The organism is Streptosporangium sp. NPDC050148 (assembly GCF_055586505.1).
Window position 1 is genome coordinate 1 of sequence record NZ_JBVJIA010000063.1, and the last position, 14,309, is coordinate 14,309.

Sequence of the window (14,309 nt, forward strand, 5' to 3'; positions counted from 1 at the left end):
CCACCCGGTATGAAAAGACCGCCGAGTCCTACCAGGCCGCAGTCACCCTCGCGTCACTGCTGATGTGGCTATGAAACTTTGACGACACGCCCTAGTGCGCGGTGGGACGGTAGAGCACCGAGAAGCGACGTCCGGCGTCTGTCGACTCCATGACGGTTCCATCCTGCAGGGCCGCCAGAAGGCGCCGCCGGTCGACGGCGACGAAGGCGGCGGCCTGGCCCGGCAGCAGGCCCGTGGCCTGCCAGGTCGTGCCGGCGTCCGTGCTGGTGTGCACCTGGCCGTCGACCCCGGTCCCGGCGAGTTCGTCCTTGCCCACGGCGTCCACATGAGACATCAGCGGGGCGGCGGCGATGGCGGTGAAGGTCAGGGCGTTGTCATCGCTGGCCTGCAGCCCGTCCGGTGTGGTCGCGTACACGCGCTGCGGTGTGCGGGGGTGAGCGGCCAGGTCGATCACCTGCGCCTCGGCTCCCGGCACCCAGCTCCTGCCGTGATCGTCGCTGCGCTGCAGCCGGCTCGTCTGGCTGTCGTAGGCGTAAAGGAGCGATCCCGCCGGTTGGATCGCGTGGAAGTCGGCGCTGCCCGCCTGCGACACCGTGACCCAGGTGGCACCGGCGTCGGTGGTGCGGATCAGGCCCAGGTGCGCAAGAGCCCCGGCCGAGGCCTCGGCCGGGCCGGGGTGTCCGCTGGACAGGAAGGTTTTGGGCCCGATGACGGCAAAACCCATGTGGTCGCGGACGCGATCGGCCACCCGCCGGGCCGTGCCGGCCGATCGGATCTGGAACAGGCCGTGGTGTCCGGCGACATAGACGGTGCCGTCCGCCGGATCAACACCGAGGCCGTGGACGTGCCCGATTTCAGGACCGGCCGCCTGGTCGGCGTCCGGCGGGGATGGTCCGGCGCACGCCGCGGTGGCCACGGCCAAAAGCGACAGGAGCGCCACGGCGCGGCCTGCGCGCGGGCCAGGACGCCGGTCGGGAAAGCCCATGACGCCACCCTACCCTCATCTACTATTCATCGTCGTAGATGGGGTTAGAACAGCGCGATGCCATGGCAGTGGTGGGCCAGGAACGAGCTCACCGCGGGGATCGCGGCCACGGCCGCGGGGGCGGTGAGCAGGAAGGCGACCGCGGCCAGGCCGGCGAGGCGTTCGCGGGTCCTGAGCGGGGCCGCCGGGCTGAGCATGCGCCGGACACGGGTCAAGGCGGTCTGGCCGCCGGCGCCCAGCGTGAACGCCGGAGCCCGCCCGGTGGCCAGGCGGACCAGCGCGGCGGCGATGTGGATGCGCGGGTGGCGGCGGGCCGCGACGTCGTCGGCCAGCAGCTCGACCAGCCGGGCGATCTCCCTTTTGGCCCCGCCGAACAGCGGCAGGCGGGGAAAGGCCCGGTAGAAGGCCTCGGCGGCGGCCAGGATGAGGTGATGGCGTCCGCGCAGGTGGGCCCGCTCGTGGGCGAGGACGGCGGCGACCTGCTCGGGAGCCAGCGACCGCAAGGCCGCGGTGGTGATCACGGCCTTGCCCGCGCGGCCGGGCAGGCAGTAGGCGGCGGCCTCGTCGTGGTCGAGCACGACCGCGTCCAGCGCGCCGTCGTGGCGGCCGAGCAGGGTGAGCATCTCGGCGTGGCGCCGTCGTTCCCGTCGCGCCCTGACCCCGATGGCCGTTGCGCAGTAGGTGATCCTGACTGCGATCAGGGCGGCGCCGGTCACGGCGGCGCGGGCGAGCGGGGAGGTGGGAAGGGCGCCCCCGGAGAGCATGTCCGAGCACACCTGGAAGAACTCGGCCAGGCCGTGGCCGATCACGGTGGCCGGGATCGCGACGGCGAGCGCGGCCAAGACCGCAGAAGCGATCACGGAGGCGCAGGCGGCCAGCCACAGGCTGATCGCCAGACGGGGCGCGCGCTCGGCCCACTCTCCCCTGCGCAGCAGGCGAGGCAGCACGATGGTCGCGCCCGCGACGTATGCGGCCAAGACGGCGGCGGTCGTCATGCGTGGCGCCCCGGCGGATACACCTTCAAAGCGGCCTCCAGCGCGACCGACTCCTCAGGGGTCAGCCGCTCCAAGAAGTGCACCAGCGTGGCCGCCTGGTTACCGCTGGAGGCCAAGGTGGTGCGCATCAGCTCGGCGGTGTAGGCCTCCTTGCTGGCCACCGGCTCATACAGATATGCCCGCCCGAGCGGCTTCCTGCGCAGCAGGCCCTTCTTGTGCAGCTTGTCCATCACCGTCATGACGGTGGTGTAGGCGATGTCCCGCTCACGGCGAAGGTCTTCGAGCACGTCCCTGACCGACGCCGGGCGGTGATAGGACCATAGGCGCTCCATGACCGCAGACTCCAGGTCCCCCAGACCACGCATCAGGCGAGACTCCCCTCTACCGGCGAATCACTTGATGCTACCGGCCGTCGTAGATGCCCGGCCATGCGCCGCTTCGGCCGTCGGTCGGCCGGCCGACGGGGTGGCGATCCGGGCGGGTGCTGGGCGCGGGACCGTCCGGCGAAAGAAGCAGTGGTTGTATACCCCCTACCGGTATATGGTGGAGGGAGTTACCCAGACGGTGCGCGAGCAGGGAGGCTTGTGATGGCCGAATCGATGAAATCCGAAAGCCACGCCGGACACCAGGAACCCCACGGGCACGACCGGCAAGAAGGCCATGACCACCACGACCACACCGGTCACGCGGGAAAGACCACCTGGGCAGTGGCCGCGTCGGCGACCCTGCACTGCCTGACCGGGTGCGCCATCGGCGAGGTGCTCGGCATGGTGATCGGCACGGCCCTGGGGTGGGCGAACGTGCCCACCATCATCTTGGCCGTCGTCCTGGCCTTCTTCTTCGGCTACGCGCTCACCCTGGTCGGGCTGCGCAAGGCGGGCGTCGGCTGGCGCAAGGCCGTGCGGCTGGCACTGGCGGCCGACACCCTGTCCATCCTCGTCATGGAGATCGTCGACAACGGGGTGATGATCGCGGTTCCCGGTGCCATGGAGGCGGGCCTGGCCTCCGGGCTGTTCTGGGGCGCTTTGGCCTTCGCCCTGCTGGTCGCCTTCCTGGTGACCACGCCCATCAACAAGTGGATCATCGGCCGGGGCAAAGGACATGCCGTCGTCCACGCCTACCACCACTGACGAACACCGACCGCCTCCCCTCCCCCGGCCCAAGGGCGAGGGAAAGCAGGGGAACGACAGAACACGGCCACCGCTCGGCGGCCCCGGCCAAACATCACGCCGGCGCGCCCCTGTCCCTCACCTGAGCGCGCCGGGCGAGGGGGGCGAAGGGGGCGCCGCGGCGGGAGATTACCGCGACGATCGAGCGTGGCGGTGACGGGGCGCCGGCCACCGCACCCGGCCGCGCCCCGAGGACTTGCGTGATCACTGCCTGCGGCGCCGGCAGGGGCAAACTGTCGCAGAGATCTGCTTTGCTGTAGCAGGTGACGACGGTGAACTGGGAGCGCGAGCCCGGTGAGAAGGTCGAGGAGTTCGTCGCGGCGATGCTGCTCCTTGAGCACTCCCACGGCAATCGGATCACCCCCTCACGCGGTGATCCCGGTGTCGACATCCGCGTGTGGAACCCGGACGGCTATGACATCTACCAGGTCAAGCGCTACGCCAGGACACTTGATGCCAAACAGGCCGCCTCGGTGGAGGAGTCCTGGAAGACCTTCGTCGCCGAGACGTTGCCGGTTTTGCCGGTCCGCTCATGGACGCTGGTGATGCCATGGGACCCCACCAATGAACGCCTGGACTGGCTGGAGCGGCTGACCGCCGCCAGCGGCATCCGCATCGGCTGGATGGGGCGCGCTCAACTGGACGGCATGGCAGCCGCGCGGCCGTCGTTGGTGGAGTACTACTTCGGAGACGGCGGCCAGCGCCTGCATCGCCTCATGGCCGACGCCCTGCAGGGCGGCCGGGACGTGCCACGCGGGGCGGCCGCAGCCGACCTGCTCGATGCCGTGGTGAGCCGATATGCGGCGCTCACGGCCGCCTTGAACGAGGTCGATCCGTTCTACCGCTATGAATTCGCCACCCGGATCGGGAGCATTCCCGATCTGCCGCACGACATCGACCGTGATGCCGATCAGGCGGCTTTCGTCCGTTATCGCCAACTCACCGATGAGTGGTACCTGATGATGCGCCTGGTGCCGTTGTCGGTGGAGTCGGCGACCTTGCGGCCGATCGTCGTCACCTCCTTCGACGTCCAGGTCCCCGTCGGCTCGCCGGAGCAACGCGCCGTAGAGGAGTTCGTCCGCTACGGCGCCCCGTTCCAGGCCCTATCCGGCACGATCACCAACGTGACCGGACCTGCCGGCCTGCCCGCCGCCTCCGGTCCCGGCCTGATCAGTTTCATGGTCGCCGGCGCCCCCGACAGCGACCGGCCCGACCTGGAGGTGAGACTCATCGGCGCCGACGGCTCGGTGCTGCACACCCTCGACCTGGTCGACGTGCGCGTCTCGCACGGCATCGAAGGCCCCGGGCTGTGGATCTTCGGCCGGGACCGGAGCGCTGTCGTGGAGTTTCACTTCCTGCTCAACGGAGCCGATCACGACGCGTTGCGCCTGAACGTGGCCCCGTTGACCGGCAAGACCCCCGCCGCCGTAATGCCGGCCGTCCAGATGCTGGCCGCGTTCGCCGCCGGAGCCGACCTGGTCTTGGCCGTCCGCGGCGGCAAGCCCTTCGCACCGCGGTGGCACACGCAGGAGGTGGCCATGACGGCCCATGCCCGTTTGCAGGTCTCGCTGCTGCAGGCACTGCTGAAGATCCAGGCCCACACCTACCACCGCGTCGTGATCCCTGACCTTGAGGCCAGTTCAGCGGCTCAGATCACACACATCCTGCAGCTGGGCCGCCTGCTGGCAGGCGAGCAGATCGAGACCACCTGGACAAAGGTGACGATGACCAAGCAGTCCTCCAGCCACGACGACCTGCCCCCCGCCGACGGCGAGTTCACCCTCATCGCCATGGCGCCGTTGAGCCTTCACCTGGCCGGCCGCCGCATCCCGCTGGACATGCACCAACGCATCCGGTATCAGAGCGCTCGCCTTGCCGACCCCCCGCAGCCGACCTCGACCGACGTCGGCGCCAGCATCCACCTGGTCCCCGGATCCAGTACCAAGGCCATCATCACCGCCGTCGCCGACCCAGACGAGCAACGCCACTTCTCCCTGTAGATCATCGCCCTGATCGCGGTCAGTTCGCGAAACCCGGGCTCGACAACGGTCTAGGCGTTGATATGAGCCCTTCTTGCTGGGAGGGACTGGGGAGCCATGACAGCGTCCGCGTCGTTTCGCAGGAACATCGCGCCGCGGGAACGATGACTCCTGGTTGGCGGCGATGGCGCCTCACCAGACATGGGCGCGAACGGCACATCGGTGTGGACGGCCCCTGCGCCTGTCCTCGCCGACTTGGCCGCGAGCTGACGGTGAGGCCGCTCGCACCCGCCGCGAAGACCTCTTTCCCGTCGCCTGCCGCGGCGGGTCGCCCTCCCAAGCTGTCGCGCTCTTCAGGCCGAGGGGCGCAAGCCCCGAACGTAGTAGAGCATGACCGGCAGGTCACCCTCGTCGACGACGTGGAACCCGGCCTCAGGGATCAGGTCGGCGAGCAGGGCTTGTCGGCTGTGCCGCATCGCCGGCCCCGACACCGTGCCGACAAGGTGGGCGAGCAGACGGTTGGCGGGCGGGCCGAACTCGGCGATCAGCAACCGTCCGCCCGGCCGCAGCACCCGGAACATCTGCGTGAAGGCGGCACCGCGCTCGGCGGCCGGTATGTGGTGGATGGCCAGGCTGGAGACCACCACGTCGAACGAGGCGTCGGGAAGGTCGAGGTCTTGCCCCTTGCCCTCGACGTAGGAGCAGTTTGCCAGGGCGCGTCGGCGGGCGTGATCGATCATGGGTGGTGAGGGATCGACGCCGGTCACATGACCTGTCGGGCCGACGAGCGGGGCCAGGATCTGGGTCAGGTAACCGGTGCCGCAGCCGACATCGAGCACCCGATCGCCCGGCCGTGCTCCAGACAGTGCCGCCAGGCGGGTGAAGATCTCTCGCCGTCGCCCGAGCAGGCCGATGTTCGCCGCGACGTCGTAGGCGCGCGGACGATCGATCGTCCCGCCCTCGTCGGCACGCTCGGCGTGATGGTGAAGCAACCTGCCTAGTCCCATTACCCCTCTCCTTCCGAACAGTTTGTTCAGTAATGAATGATCTGTTTGTTAGTATGGCGAGGTCAACACCCACATCTGTCCCGCTGTGCCGTACTGAACAGGAGCGGCGAAATGCCCGAAAAGACCGACAGGCGGGTGCGGCGCACCCGGCAGGCGATCCAGCGCGCGCTGATGGAGCTGATCGTGGAGAAGGGGTATGAGCCGGTGACCGTCACCGACCTCATCAACCGCGCCGATGTCGGACGTTCGACCTTCTACGCCCACTTCGCCGACAAGCAGGCCGTGTTGTTCGCCAACCTGGACGAGATCGCCTTCCTGCGTCCGGTTTCCAGCACCGACGGCCCGCTGTTCGGCTTCAGCCTGGCGATGTTCGAGCACGTGCACCAGCAGCGCAAACTGGTGCGGGCACTGCTCGGACGGCGCGGTGGCCCGATGGTGATAGCCCACGGCGAGCACCTGCTGCAGGCGGTCATCCGCGATGAACTGCTCGCCCGGAAAGGGCGCGCCTGCGTCTCGCTCGATCTGATGGTCGCCTGCGTCGCGGGGGCGTTCATGGCTCTGGTGCGCACGTGGGTGGACGAGGAGTTCAACGCCACACCGGCCGAACTGAACGCGGCCTTTCACGCGACGGTCGCACCCGGGGTAGAGGCGATGCTGGCCCGAATGTAGAGCCGGCCCGAAAAGTCATCACCTCGTGCCGGGTGGCGTCATGACAACCACCGCGGGTGCGAGCGCAACCGCCCCCGCTCACCGTCGACTCCTCAGGTGGCCGCCGTTTGCTGAACGGTCGCTGGACGGTGACGGTGGTGAGCACCATGGTCGACCTGCTGATCGCGGCGAAGACGGCCAGGCGGGAGCGGTGTCCAGGGACCGGGACGGTCAAAACCGCAGTGTCCGCTACCGGTTGGGGTTCTGGCGCAGGTGAAAGCTGGGCCGACACGCCGTGGAACACCACGTGGTCCCCGGCGTTGCGCCACGGCGCGGCCGCGCCGCTGAACCGCACGCCGCACTCGCCTACCCCATGGTGCTTGAGCACATCGGCGGCGGTGCGGGTGTCGTCGAATGGGCAGCCGACCACCTGATCCTCGGCGCCGTCGCGGCGATGGCCCACGTGCACGCTCATGGCGCCGGCCGACCCGCCGCTGCCATGGCCGCTTGCGCCCAGCGCGGCCCTTGCCTGGCTTCTGCGGCGCCGCTGCGACCGTTTGAGCACCACGATCGGGCCGTCGGGACTTGGGCGAAGTGCCGTCGTCGGCGAGGGCGAGCACGCGCTTCAACGCCGCCTGCTTCCTGCGATCGATGCAGATGTGCAGCAACAGTGATCTCCGCACGGGCGAAGGGCAGGCCGTGCTGTGGCTGCGCATCGATGCGATGTCGGGCGCTTCACGATGTGATCCGACGCCGAGCGGCGAGAGCACACGGGATTTACCTCGGCTGCCAGCGGCCGATCTTCTTGGCGACGAGGGTGGCACCGATGCGCTCATAGAAGCGCTGGGCGGCCACGTTGGACGCGGCCACCTCCCAGCGGATGACTTTGCCGTCGGCGGCCTCGGCGATGGCCCGCATGAGGCGCTCGCCCACGCCGTTGCCGCGTTCGGCGCCGCTGACGTACAGGTCGTCCAGGTGGAGGTAGTCCTGACCGGACCAAAAACTGACACGCTGCAACCAGGAGACATACCCGATGGCCTGCCCGTCGCGCTCGGCGATCAGGTAGCCGACCTGCGGGTGAGCCAGCAGCCGCTTGAGGTCCTCGACGCTCACCGTGACGCCCCAGGCCTGGTCTTGATGCTCGGCCAGGGCCTGGATGAGGGCGTGCACGGTGGCGGCGTCATCGGGGACGGCGCGACGAATGGTGATCACAGGAGGTCCTTCCAGGCAGGAGTTTCCACGCGGGGTACGGAGGGGTTCCGGTCGGCTGCGGTCGGCGGGGGCGGGCCGACCCGCAGGCGCGGTGACCGGTCAGGGCTCGAGGGTGTCAACGGCCAGCAGAGAAAACCGTACCCCGGCTTGGTATGAGAAGGGCATAGGGGTCCGGCGGGAACCGGAGCGTCCCAAGAGGGCCTCAGCCGTGTTCGGCGTGCTGGCCGTGGTCGGTGACCTGAGCGTCGAACCAGGCGTGCAGCGCCTTCACCAGGGACGGGTCAGCGGTGGTGTAGGTGATCGTGGCTCCGGCCGGCAGTGGGGCGTAGCGGATGGTGATGCGGTCGTGGCCTTGTTCGAGGTCGCGCAGGCCCGGCATCTGGGTGCCGTGGATGGAGGCCGGGTCGCCGTAGTCGCCCTTGCTGAAGCCGGTCGCCTCTTTGGTCAGGTGCTCGCGGATCAGGGCGACCTGCTCGGCGTCGGCCGGGTCATCGGAGGTGACCGTCTGCACGCCGCCGGTGGCGGACGCGGTGAAGCGGTGGGTGGTGCGTTCCAGGTCGAACGGCATCACCTGCCGGCTTTTGGCCGCGATCTCGCCGTGGCGGGCGGCTAGCGCCTGCTGCTGGTTGCGGTCGATGAGCACGTACGCCGTCGCGGCGATGGCGATGAGCGCGAGCGCGGCGATGAGCGCCTGGATGCGCCGGTCCTTAAGGGTCATCGATGGCCTCCGTGAGGATGGTCAGGGCGCGCAGCACGTCGGCGCGCTCGCCCTGGGGGATGCGGTCCAAGGCGGCGGAGAATCGCTGGGATCTGGCCTCGGCCAGCCGGGCCGCGGCGCTCACCCCGTGCGGGGTGAGCCGGACCAGCACGCCGCGCCCGTCGTCGGGTGCGGGGGTGCGCTCGGCCCAGCCGCGGTTGATGAGCTGGGTGACCAGCCTGCTGGTGGTGCTCTTCTCCAGGCGAAGACGGTGGGCCAGCTCGCTCTGGCGCAGCGCGCCGTCCCTGGCCAGCTCGCCCAGCGCGTGCGCCTCCGAGACCGGGATGGGCTGCCCGCAGGGCGTCTGGTCGGGCTGGTGCAGGCCGAAGGCCCGCACGAAGCGGACCATGGCGTCCTGGAGTTCGCGTTCATCCGCCATGGTTCGACCATACAACCAGATGGTTGTCTTGAACAACCAGATAGTTATTCAAGGAAGGTTCGTCGTCCGATGTCGCGGTGATCGGCGCGCTCCGACAGCGCATGCGTCTTCGATGCCTGGATGGTGAGCCGAGAAGCGGGTGGCAGCCCTTCCGGGGAGGCCTATCGTGGACCGCTGGTTCCGGTGACCATTCTTGAGGGGTGCCGGGTACGGTGGTGCCGCCAGCGACTCAGCGCAGTGTCTTGGGCGTATCGAATCTTCACGGTGACGCCCCCGGGGTTGCCGTACAACGGTGCGGCCATGCCCGGTGCGCTGGTGCCCCAGCTGGTGCTCGCCCTCCTGCCCGGTCTCGTGATCGACGCGCTGTCGGGGTGCTCCTGGTCATCGCCGATCGGGTCGCCGGCTCTTGTCGCACAACAGGCCCTTGCCAGCGGAGGTGGCGTTCTCCTTGATCAGGCTGTCGTTGATCTCACCTTTCGCGTTCTCCTGCGGCCAGGTGGCCACGGATGAAGATGGATGAAGACGGTGCGCACGAGGCGCCTGCGGTTCCTTCATGCCCGATAGGCGAGGGCGTGGGGGCGGCGGGGGCGGAGAAGCTCAGCGCGCCGCTGATCCCGATCATCACCCATCTGGAGAACTAGCTCTCATTCCTGCCGAACGTGAGCGCCCCGAACCGCTGATCGGGACCTGTCGGCGAAACAGAAGGCGTGGCGGACAGGTTTTAGCCGTTTATCACTCCATGTGTCATCGAATTCAGGAAACAAGAGGCCGACGTACGGCGGGCGCCCCCTGATGCCGGCCGGCCGTGTCGAAAACTCGCTGGTTCTTTTACGGGCGTTCTTTTCGAAAAGGACGCCTCGGTCACGCCGCAGGACCAGTATGGTCGGCGCTAGAAAAGCGCTTCCGGTTTTGATGCGCTCCGCGCAGCGAGCTTTATTATTTTGTCACCGCTCAGCTGTCCTCGCTCTGGATGGCGTTCGACGACTCCAGCCGACAGCAGCTGCCGAACGACCGGCGGCACATGTGAGGGGCGATAGACCGTCTCCAGCAGCGCCATTTCTCTTAATTGCTCAAGTGTCCTCTCCCCTTTGCCCAGTTCGGCGAGGATGGCTTGCTGCAATGGGCGTGTTTCCGGATTGAGGGTGAAGTCGAGGGTGGTCTGGTCCGGGTCGCGAGGGTCGCGGTACCTGATGCCTCGCACCGGGTCGACCTTCCACACCGCCTCCTTCATCTTCTCCAAACCCTTGTGGCTGGTGGTGCCGTAGACCAGATGGAGGTCACGACCTCCTTCGTCGAGCATCTCGAAGGACAGCACGAAGGGGAAGCCCGCCTCTTTCAGGGAGTCTCGGTATGTGCTCACGAGGAAGGTCTTCTTCTGCCAGGAAGGGAGCTTTCTGACCTCGCGCCACCGGGTTCCACCGAAGGCCTTATCGCCGGCGGCCTGATGGGCTTCTGCTTTCCCGAACTGCAGAAGAAAACGTGTGCCGAACGTCACGAGGACCTCGCTGGAGGGAACCGCGGCGATGGAGCGTGCGATATCGAGAGGAATGTCCGGCCCGCCCCAGCTGTCGAGGAAGGCAAAGATCGGCGCTGTCATCGATCCGGCCTCGGCGAGCGCAGGAAGAAGTGTGGCAGCACACTTTCCCACGTGGTAACCGATTTCCATGGTCTGCGGCCGGCCACCGTATTTGGCCGTGATGGCGTCGACTTCTTGCCTGAGTCTTTCCAGTCGTGCGGCGTCGCCTTCGACAAGGGTGATGTTTATCTTCTTTCCCGAGTCGAGGAACCGGCGCTGGCGAAGGAAGGATTCCAGCGCCACGACAGGTGAACCAGGCTCACCCGTCTTGTAAATTCCAGGACCGGCGAATCCCTCCGCGTAGGTTATGCGATCTTGAGATCGCATACGCTGCATCATGATCGGAAACCACGCGTCGAGGTAGCGTCGAAGCAGCTCGTGCTTTGCACGCGTATGAGGGTCGCAGGGCCAAAGAAGGTCTTTGGGGGTCGCCATGCGTGACTCCTACCCGGCTTCGCAGCGCGTCCCCCGTATCCGACTTGTCCGGAATCGGTCAGGCGGTTGCGACCTCAGGTCCTGTGGTGGGCGAATGAACGGGGGATGGGGATTCGTCCCAAAGGCGGCCGTCGAGGAGCCGTCCGCCTGCCTTTGGTGTACGTCCTCCCCATTGCTTGAAGAAAAATGATACGTGACTTTCAATGCAGGTATCACGGATGTCTCGCACCCATTCGGGGTGGACGGGGCGGTGTGCCGGCCCGCTCTCACCGCCGGCAATCACCCAGTCGATGCCCGTCAGGTCGAGTCCCGGCAAGGGGCCGATCAAGGGCTCACACGATAAGAACTTCACTGCTGCAGGAATGGAGCGCAGGTCGTTGGCCCGATGAAGCGCGGCCTCGTTCTCGACGGAGACGCCCATCCATAGGTTGCTTGGCCATTGGAGCCGGTCGGCGACCTTGCGCAGGCGCGTCGAACGCTTGGTGAGCACCTGGTAGGTGTGCTGAGGGGTCTCGGCGATGACGGTGAAGACATCCCGGACGAAGCTCATGGGAACCCGGGCATGAAACAGGTCGCTCATGGAGTTGACGAACACCACTTGAGGAGTGCGCCACGAGTACGGCTGACGCAGCGCCGAGGGATGCAATGTCAAGCCGAACCCGGGACCTGACGTACGTGGATCTCCGTCTGCCTGGTACTTTTCGGCGCCCATCGCCTTGAGGCGCTTGGCCAGCGTGAGTGCATAACAGTTATCGCAGCCGGTGGAGACCTGGTCGCAACCCGTCGTGGGATTCCAGGTGACTTCTGTCCACTCGATGGCTGTTCGCCTAGCCACGGTATTACCTCCCGTCACCCCAGCGCGCCAGGGAGTCGGCATCATGTCGAAAAAGTGATAAATTTTTAGCGCTATTAATTTATCACTTTGAGCGGTGGTACGGTGGCGTTGGGACGAAAGAAACGCAGTGAGAGCAGGCATTTTTCGCAAGCGGTGCGTTTGGGGGCGAGGTTGCGAGCGCTCCGCGTCGGCAAGGGCTACAGCCAACAGCAACTGGCCGATCGGGCGGAGATCTCGCTGTCGACGCTCAGGAAGATCGAGTCGGCGGCGGTGATCGAGCCGGGCTACTTCACGATCATGAGCCTTCTGACGGCGCTCGACGTCACCTGGGAAGAGCCCTGAAGGTCACGCTTTGCCCGCATCAGGTGCTCATCGCGCTCCTTCGTCCCCGGCGCTCGACCAGAGCCTTGAGCAGCTCAAACGTTCGGTTGTCCCGATGACGATCGCGACCGGCGTGGCTGCGCATGCGCACCAGTCGCGGCGTAGCGGTGACAGGAGGCGTCGCTGCGCGGCACTGTGAGCGAAGTCGGCCGGCCGGTAAGGAGAGGTCCGGCCCCCTCGTGTCGCGCCGGTGACCGCCCGGGCGCTGCGGCGGCATCTGCCGGGCGCGGGAAGCAGGAAACAGGACCCGACCCGGCCGAGGAGGGAAGGGGGAGGAGCGGGCAGCTCGCGACATGTCGATGACGGCCGACCGACCGGAAAGGCCGTCAAACGATCATTGCGCCGACAGGCACCTCAGCTCTGCGGCGGTGCCCGCTCATCGATCCGACCAGACGGTCGCCCCGGCCTGCAGCGAATGTGCCTGGGCTTCGCCACCTTGTGAAGCCTCACCGGTCGCACCCGGTCAGCTACCGCTCGACGCCCTCGTCGGCGACCGGGATCCTCGTTCTTGCTCCTACTCCGCGCGCAGGACCTCGCCGTTGTCGAACAACTCCCTTACCGAAATCTCCAGAGCATCGGCGATCTGGAAGACGTTGTCCAGCCGGGGGCTGTACATGCCGTTCTCGATGCGGTTGATGGTCTTGCGGTCGATTTCGGCGAGTTCTCCGAGGCGTTCCTGGGTGAGTCCTTGGCCTTCCCGTACGTCGCGCAGCCGCAGGCCGAACTGTCTGCGCAGCTCAGCGAGGCGTGGCGTGGTCGGGGCGGGCACTCACCCACGGTGGCGTGCATGATCCTCAAAGGTCTGTACCAAGTTTGGTACATATAGCGGAGGGTGATCAGCATCCGCCTTCCCGCGGCGAAAAGCTGACAGCGATTGCTTTGCTCGCCCCGGCACACCCTGAAGAGGCAACGATGATCACCACGGAGTCGCGTCGTCCCGCCCGCACGATCGCCCTGCCGCGCCGCAACCACCACGGCGGCCACTCCCCCGCCTGGCTGCTGGTCCAAGCCGCCCAGCTGTCCTGGGAGATCAACTCCATCCTGTCCCTCATCCACGGCGCGCGCCTGAACCTCACCGAGGAGTTGTCCCTCCAGCACGAGGCGACCCAAGCTTTGATCAACGCCGCGCACGCCGGCGTCATCGTCGAATCCCGCCTGCCGCTGGCCCCTTCCTGGAGCAGCGGAGTGCCAAGCCCGCGCTCGGTGTTCGCCCAGGCCCGTGAGGCCGGCAGCGATCCGCAGACGGTCATCCCGGAGATGTTCGCCCCCGCCAAACCCGACATCCCCGCCGAACACCTGCAGGCACTGCGTGAGGCCTCGCGCCCCGACCTGTTCCCGCACGCCCAGTGCACCGGCACCAACGTCAAAGGAGTGCGCTGCGCCAAGCGCATCTTCACCGGCATCGGCGCCGAGCACTGTCATGTGCACCTGACCGCCGCCGAACAGCAGCGTCGCGAACAGTTGCGTGAGGCTCGCGAGAAGGTCCGCCAGGCCGAACAGGACGCGATCGAGTGCCAGCGGGTGGCCTTGGCCCATGACTGGATCGACCGCTATGGTCGACGCCCCCACCGGGTGGAGTTGCCCACCTTGCCGTCTCGGCCATCCCAGATCACTCTCACCCACCCCGACCTCCCGCGACCGACGGAGGTGCCGCATCCGATCATCGGGGTGCATCAGAGCGGCTGGCTGAGCATCTGCCCCCGCGCCGGTGAGATCATCCGCGTCTTCCTTGACGCCCCGTGCGCCTCATCGCAGGAGATCGCCGCACACGCCGCGGCCCACAGCCCCGAACGCTGGGCCGATGCCGAGCAGTGGCTGGCCTCCAGCGTCTGGGACGGCATCCAGCCGCCCCTGGAGGGTCTGTCTAGTTAACGGTGTATCTCGGTTTTGATTGGTTCTATCGGGAGGTCGGGGTCAGACGACCTTCGAAGGTGATCGCGAAGGCGTTTAG

The 14,309-nt window shown here is 67.4% G+C and carries 16 protein-coding genes; 6 read left to right on the forward strand and 10 right to left on the reverse strand.

Translation table 11 applies throughout. The features are described from left to right. Positions 1–91 precede the first annotated feature (91 nt). Genes ACZ6RT_RS36860 through ACZ6RT_RS36870 form a run of 3 tightly spaced genes read right to left on the reverse strand, consistent with a single transcriptional unit; the run spans position 92 to position 2,345 of the window. Positions 92–985 (reverse strand): F510_1955 family glycosylhydrolase, encoded by an 894-nt coding sequence (locus ACZ6RT_RS36860; RefSeq protein ID WP_470158680.1) that lies wholly within the window; start codon positions 983–985, stop codon positions 92–94. Between the two features lie 44 nt (positions 986–1,029). Further along, entirely contained in the window at positions 1,030–1,980 is a 951-nt protein-coding gene (locus tag ACZ6RT_RS36865; RefSeq protein ID WP_470158682.1) for a M56 family metallopeptidase, read from the reverse strand. Then, positions 1,977–2,345, reverse strand: a complete 369-nt coding sequence (locus ACZ6RT_RS36870) for a BlaI/MecI/CopY family transcriptional regulator (protein WP_470158684.1) — start codon at positions 2,343–2,345, stop codon at positions 1,977–1,979. The genes ACZ6RT_RS36865 and ACZ6RT_RS36870 overlap by 4 nt, the downstream gene beginning before the upstream one ends. Positions 2,346–2,579: 234 nt before the next feature. Between ACZ6RT_RS36870 and ACZ6RT_RS36875 the strand changes: the two genes are divergently transcribed. Both ACZ6RT_RS36875 and ACZ6RT_RS36880 read left to right on the forward strand, forming a co-directional pair. Further along, a complete protein-coding gene (locus tag ACZ6RT_RS36875; protein ID WP_470158686.1) occupies positions 2,580–3,110 on the forward strand; it encodes a DUF4396 domain-containing protein in 531 nt (176 codons plus the stop codon). A 302-nt stretch (positions 3,111–3,412) separates the two neighbouring features. Then, the gene (locus tag ACZ6RT_RS36880) at positions 3,413–5,149 is read left to right on the forward strand and encodes a hypothetical protein (RefSeq protein ID WP_470158688.1); all 1,737 of its coding nucleotides are present in this window, start codon (positions 3,413–3,415) and stop codon (positions 5,147–5,149) included. A 332-nt stretch (positions 5,150–5,481) separates the two neighbouring features. On the opposite strand, the gene ACZ6RT_RS36885 is transcribed toward ACZ6RT_RS36880, so the two are convergent. Beyond that, complete coding sequence (locus tag ACZ6RT_RS36885) at positions 5,482–6,135, reverse strand: class I SAM-dependent methyltransferase (RefSeq protein WP_470158690.1); 654 nt, start codon at positions 6,133–6,135, stop codon at positions 5,482–5,484. A 111-nt stretch (positions 6,136–6,246) separates the two neighbouring features. Here ACZ6RT_RS36885 and ACZ6RT_RS36890 point away from each other — a divergent pair, with 111 nt between their 5' ends. After that, a complete protein-coding gene (locus ACZ6RT_RS36890; RefSeq protein WP_470158692.1) occupies positions 6,247–6,804 on the forward strand; it encodes a TetR/AcrR family transcriptional regulator in 558 nt (185 codons plus the stop codon). 756 nt (positions 6,805–7,560) lie between these two features. Here ACZ6RT_RS36890 and ACZ6RT_RS36895 read toward each other — a convergent pair. The 3 genes from ACZ6RT_RS36895 to ACZ6RT_RS36905 form a co-directional block, all read right to left on the reverse strand. After that, positions 7,561–7,995, reverse strand: a complete 435-nt coding sequence (locus ACZ6RT_RS36895) for a GNAT family N-acetyltransferase (protein WP_470158694.1) — start codon at positions 7,993–7,995, stop codon at positions 7,561–7,563. Positions 7,996–8,197: 202 nt separating this feature from the next. Next, on the reverse strand, positions 8,198–8,713 hold the full coding sequence (locus tag ACZ6RT_RS36900) for a hypothetical protein (RefSeq protein ID WP_470158696.1): 516 nt from the start codon (positions 8,711–8,713) through the stop codon (positions 8,198–8,200). Next, positions 8,703–9,131 (reverse strand): MarR family winged helix-turn-helix transcriptional regulator, encoded by a 429-nt coding sequence (locus ACZ6RT_RS36905; protein ID WP_470158698.1) that lies wholly within the window; start codon positions 9,129–9,131, stop codon positions 8,703–8,705. The genes ACZ6RT_RS36900 and ACZ6RT_RS36905 overlap by 11 nt, the downstream gene beginning before the upstream one ends. A 506-nt stretch (positions 9,132–9,637) precedes the next feature. On the opposite strand from ACZ6RT_RS36905, the gene ACZ6RT_RS36910 reads away from it, so the two are divergent. Then, positions 9,638–9,772: a hypothetical protein gene (locus ACZ6RT_RS36910; protein ID WP_470158700.1), complete on the forward strand. Its 135-nt coding sequence runs from the start codon at positions 9,638–9,640 to the stop codon at positions 9,770–9,772. A gap of 248 nt (positions 9,773–10,020) precedes the next feature. Here the strand turns inward: ACZ6RT_RS36910 and ACZ6RT_RS36915 are convergent, their stop codons facing one another. After that, positions 10,021–11,142: a three-Cys-motif partner protein TcmP gene (locus ACZ6RT_RS36915; protein WP_470158702.1), complete on the reverse strand. Its 1,122-nt coding sequence runs from the start codon at positions 11,140–11,142 to the stop codon at positions 10,021–10,023. A 58-nt stretch (positions 11,143–11,200) separates the two neighbouring features. Then, a complete protein-coding gene (locus ACZ6RT_RS36920) occupies positions 11,201–11,977 on the reverse strand; it encodes a DUF5131 family protein (protein ID WP_470158704.1) in 777 nt (258 codons plus the stop codon). A gap of 87 nt (positions 11,978–12,064) precedes the next feature. Here ACZ6RT_RS36920 and ACZ6RT_RS36925 point away from each other — a divergent pair, with 87 nt between their 5' ends. Then, complete coding sequence (locus ACZ6RT_RS36925) at positions 12,065–12,319, forward strand: helix-turn-helix domain-containing protein (RefSeq protein WP_470158706.1); 255 nt, start codon at positions 12,065–12,067, stop codon at positions 12,317–12,319. A 553-nt stretch (positions 12,320–12,872) separates the two neighbouring features. On the opposite strand, the gene ACZ6RT_RS36930 is transcribed toward ACZ6RT_RS36925, so the two are convergent. Beyond that, positions 12,873–13,127 (reverse strand): helix-turn-helix transcriptional regulator, encoded by a 255-nt coding sequence (locus tag ACZ6RT_RS36930; protein ID WP_470158708.1) that lies wholly within the window; start codon positions 13,125–13,127, stop codon positions 12,873–12,875. 143 nt (positions 13,128–13,270) lie between these two features. On the opposite strand from ACZ6RT_RS36930, the gene ACZ6RT_RS36935 reads away from it, so the two are divergent. Then, a complete protein-coding gene (locus tag ACZ6RT_RS36935; RefSeq protein WP_470158710.1) occupies positions 13,271–14,230 on the forward strand; it encodes a hypothetical protein in 960 nt (319 codons plus the stop codon). The last annotated feature ends 79 nt before the right edge of the window (positions 14,231–14,309 follow it).

Coding starts and splice junctions, on each gene's coding strand:
- ACZ6RT_RS36900 (WP_470158696.1), bottom strand. CDS start 8,713: ATGACCCTTAAGGACCGGCGCATCCAGGCGCTCATCGCCGCGCTCGCG.
- ACZ6RT_RS36860 (WP_470158680.1), bottom strand. CDS start 985: ATGGGCTTTCCCGACCGGCGTCCTGGCCCGCGCGCAGGCCGCGCCGTG.
- ACZ6RT_RS36890 (WP_470158692.1), top strand. CDS start 6,247: ATGCCCGAAAAGACCGACAGGCGGGTGCGGCGCACCCGGCAGGCGATC.
- ACZ6RT_RS36870 (WP_470158684.1), bottom strand. CDS start 2,345: ATGCGTGGTCTGGGGGACCTGGAGTCTGCGGTCATGGAGCGCCTATGG.
- ACZ6RT_RS36885 (WP_470158690.1), bottom strand. CDS start 6,135: ATGGGACTAGGCAGGTTGCTTCACCATCACGCCGAGCGTGCCGACGAG.
- ACZ6RT_RS36875 (WP_470158686.1), top strand. CDS start 2,580: ATGAAATCCGAAAGCCACGCCGGACACCAGGAACCCCACGGGCACGAC.
- ACZ6RT_RS36915 (WP_470158702.1), bottom strand. CDS start 11,142: ATGGCGACCCCCAAAGACCTTCTTTGGCCCTGCGACCCTCATACGCGT.
- ACZ6RT_RS36910 (WP_470158700.1), top strand. CDS start 9,638: ATGAAGATGGATGAAGACGGTGCGCACGAGGCGCCTGCGGTTCCTTCA.
- ACZ6RT_RS36905 (WP_470158698.1), bottom strand. CDS start 9,131: ATGGCGGATGAACGCGAACTCCAGGACGCCATGGTCCGCTTCGTGCGG.
- ACZ6RT_RS36865 (WP_470158682.1), bottom strand. CDS start 1,980: ATGACGACCGCCGCCGTCTTGGCCGCATACGTCGCGGGCGCGACCATC.
- ACZ6RT_RS36935 (WP_470158710.1), top strand. CDS start 13,271: ATGATCACCACGGAGTCGCGTCGTCCCGCCCGCACGATCGCCCTGCCG.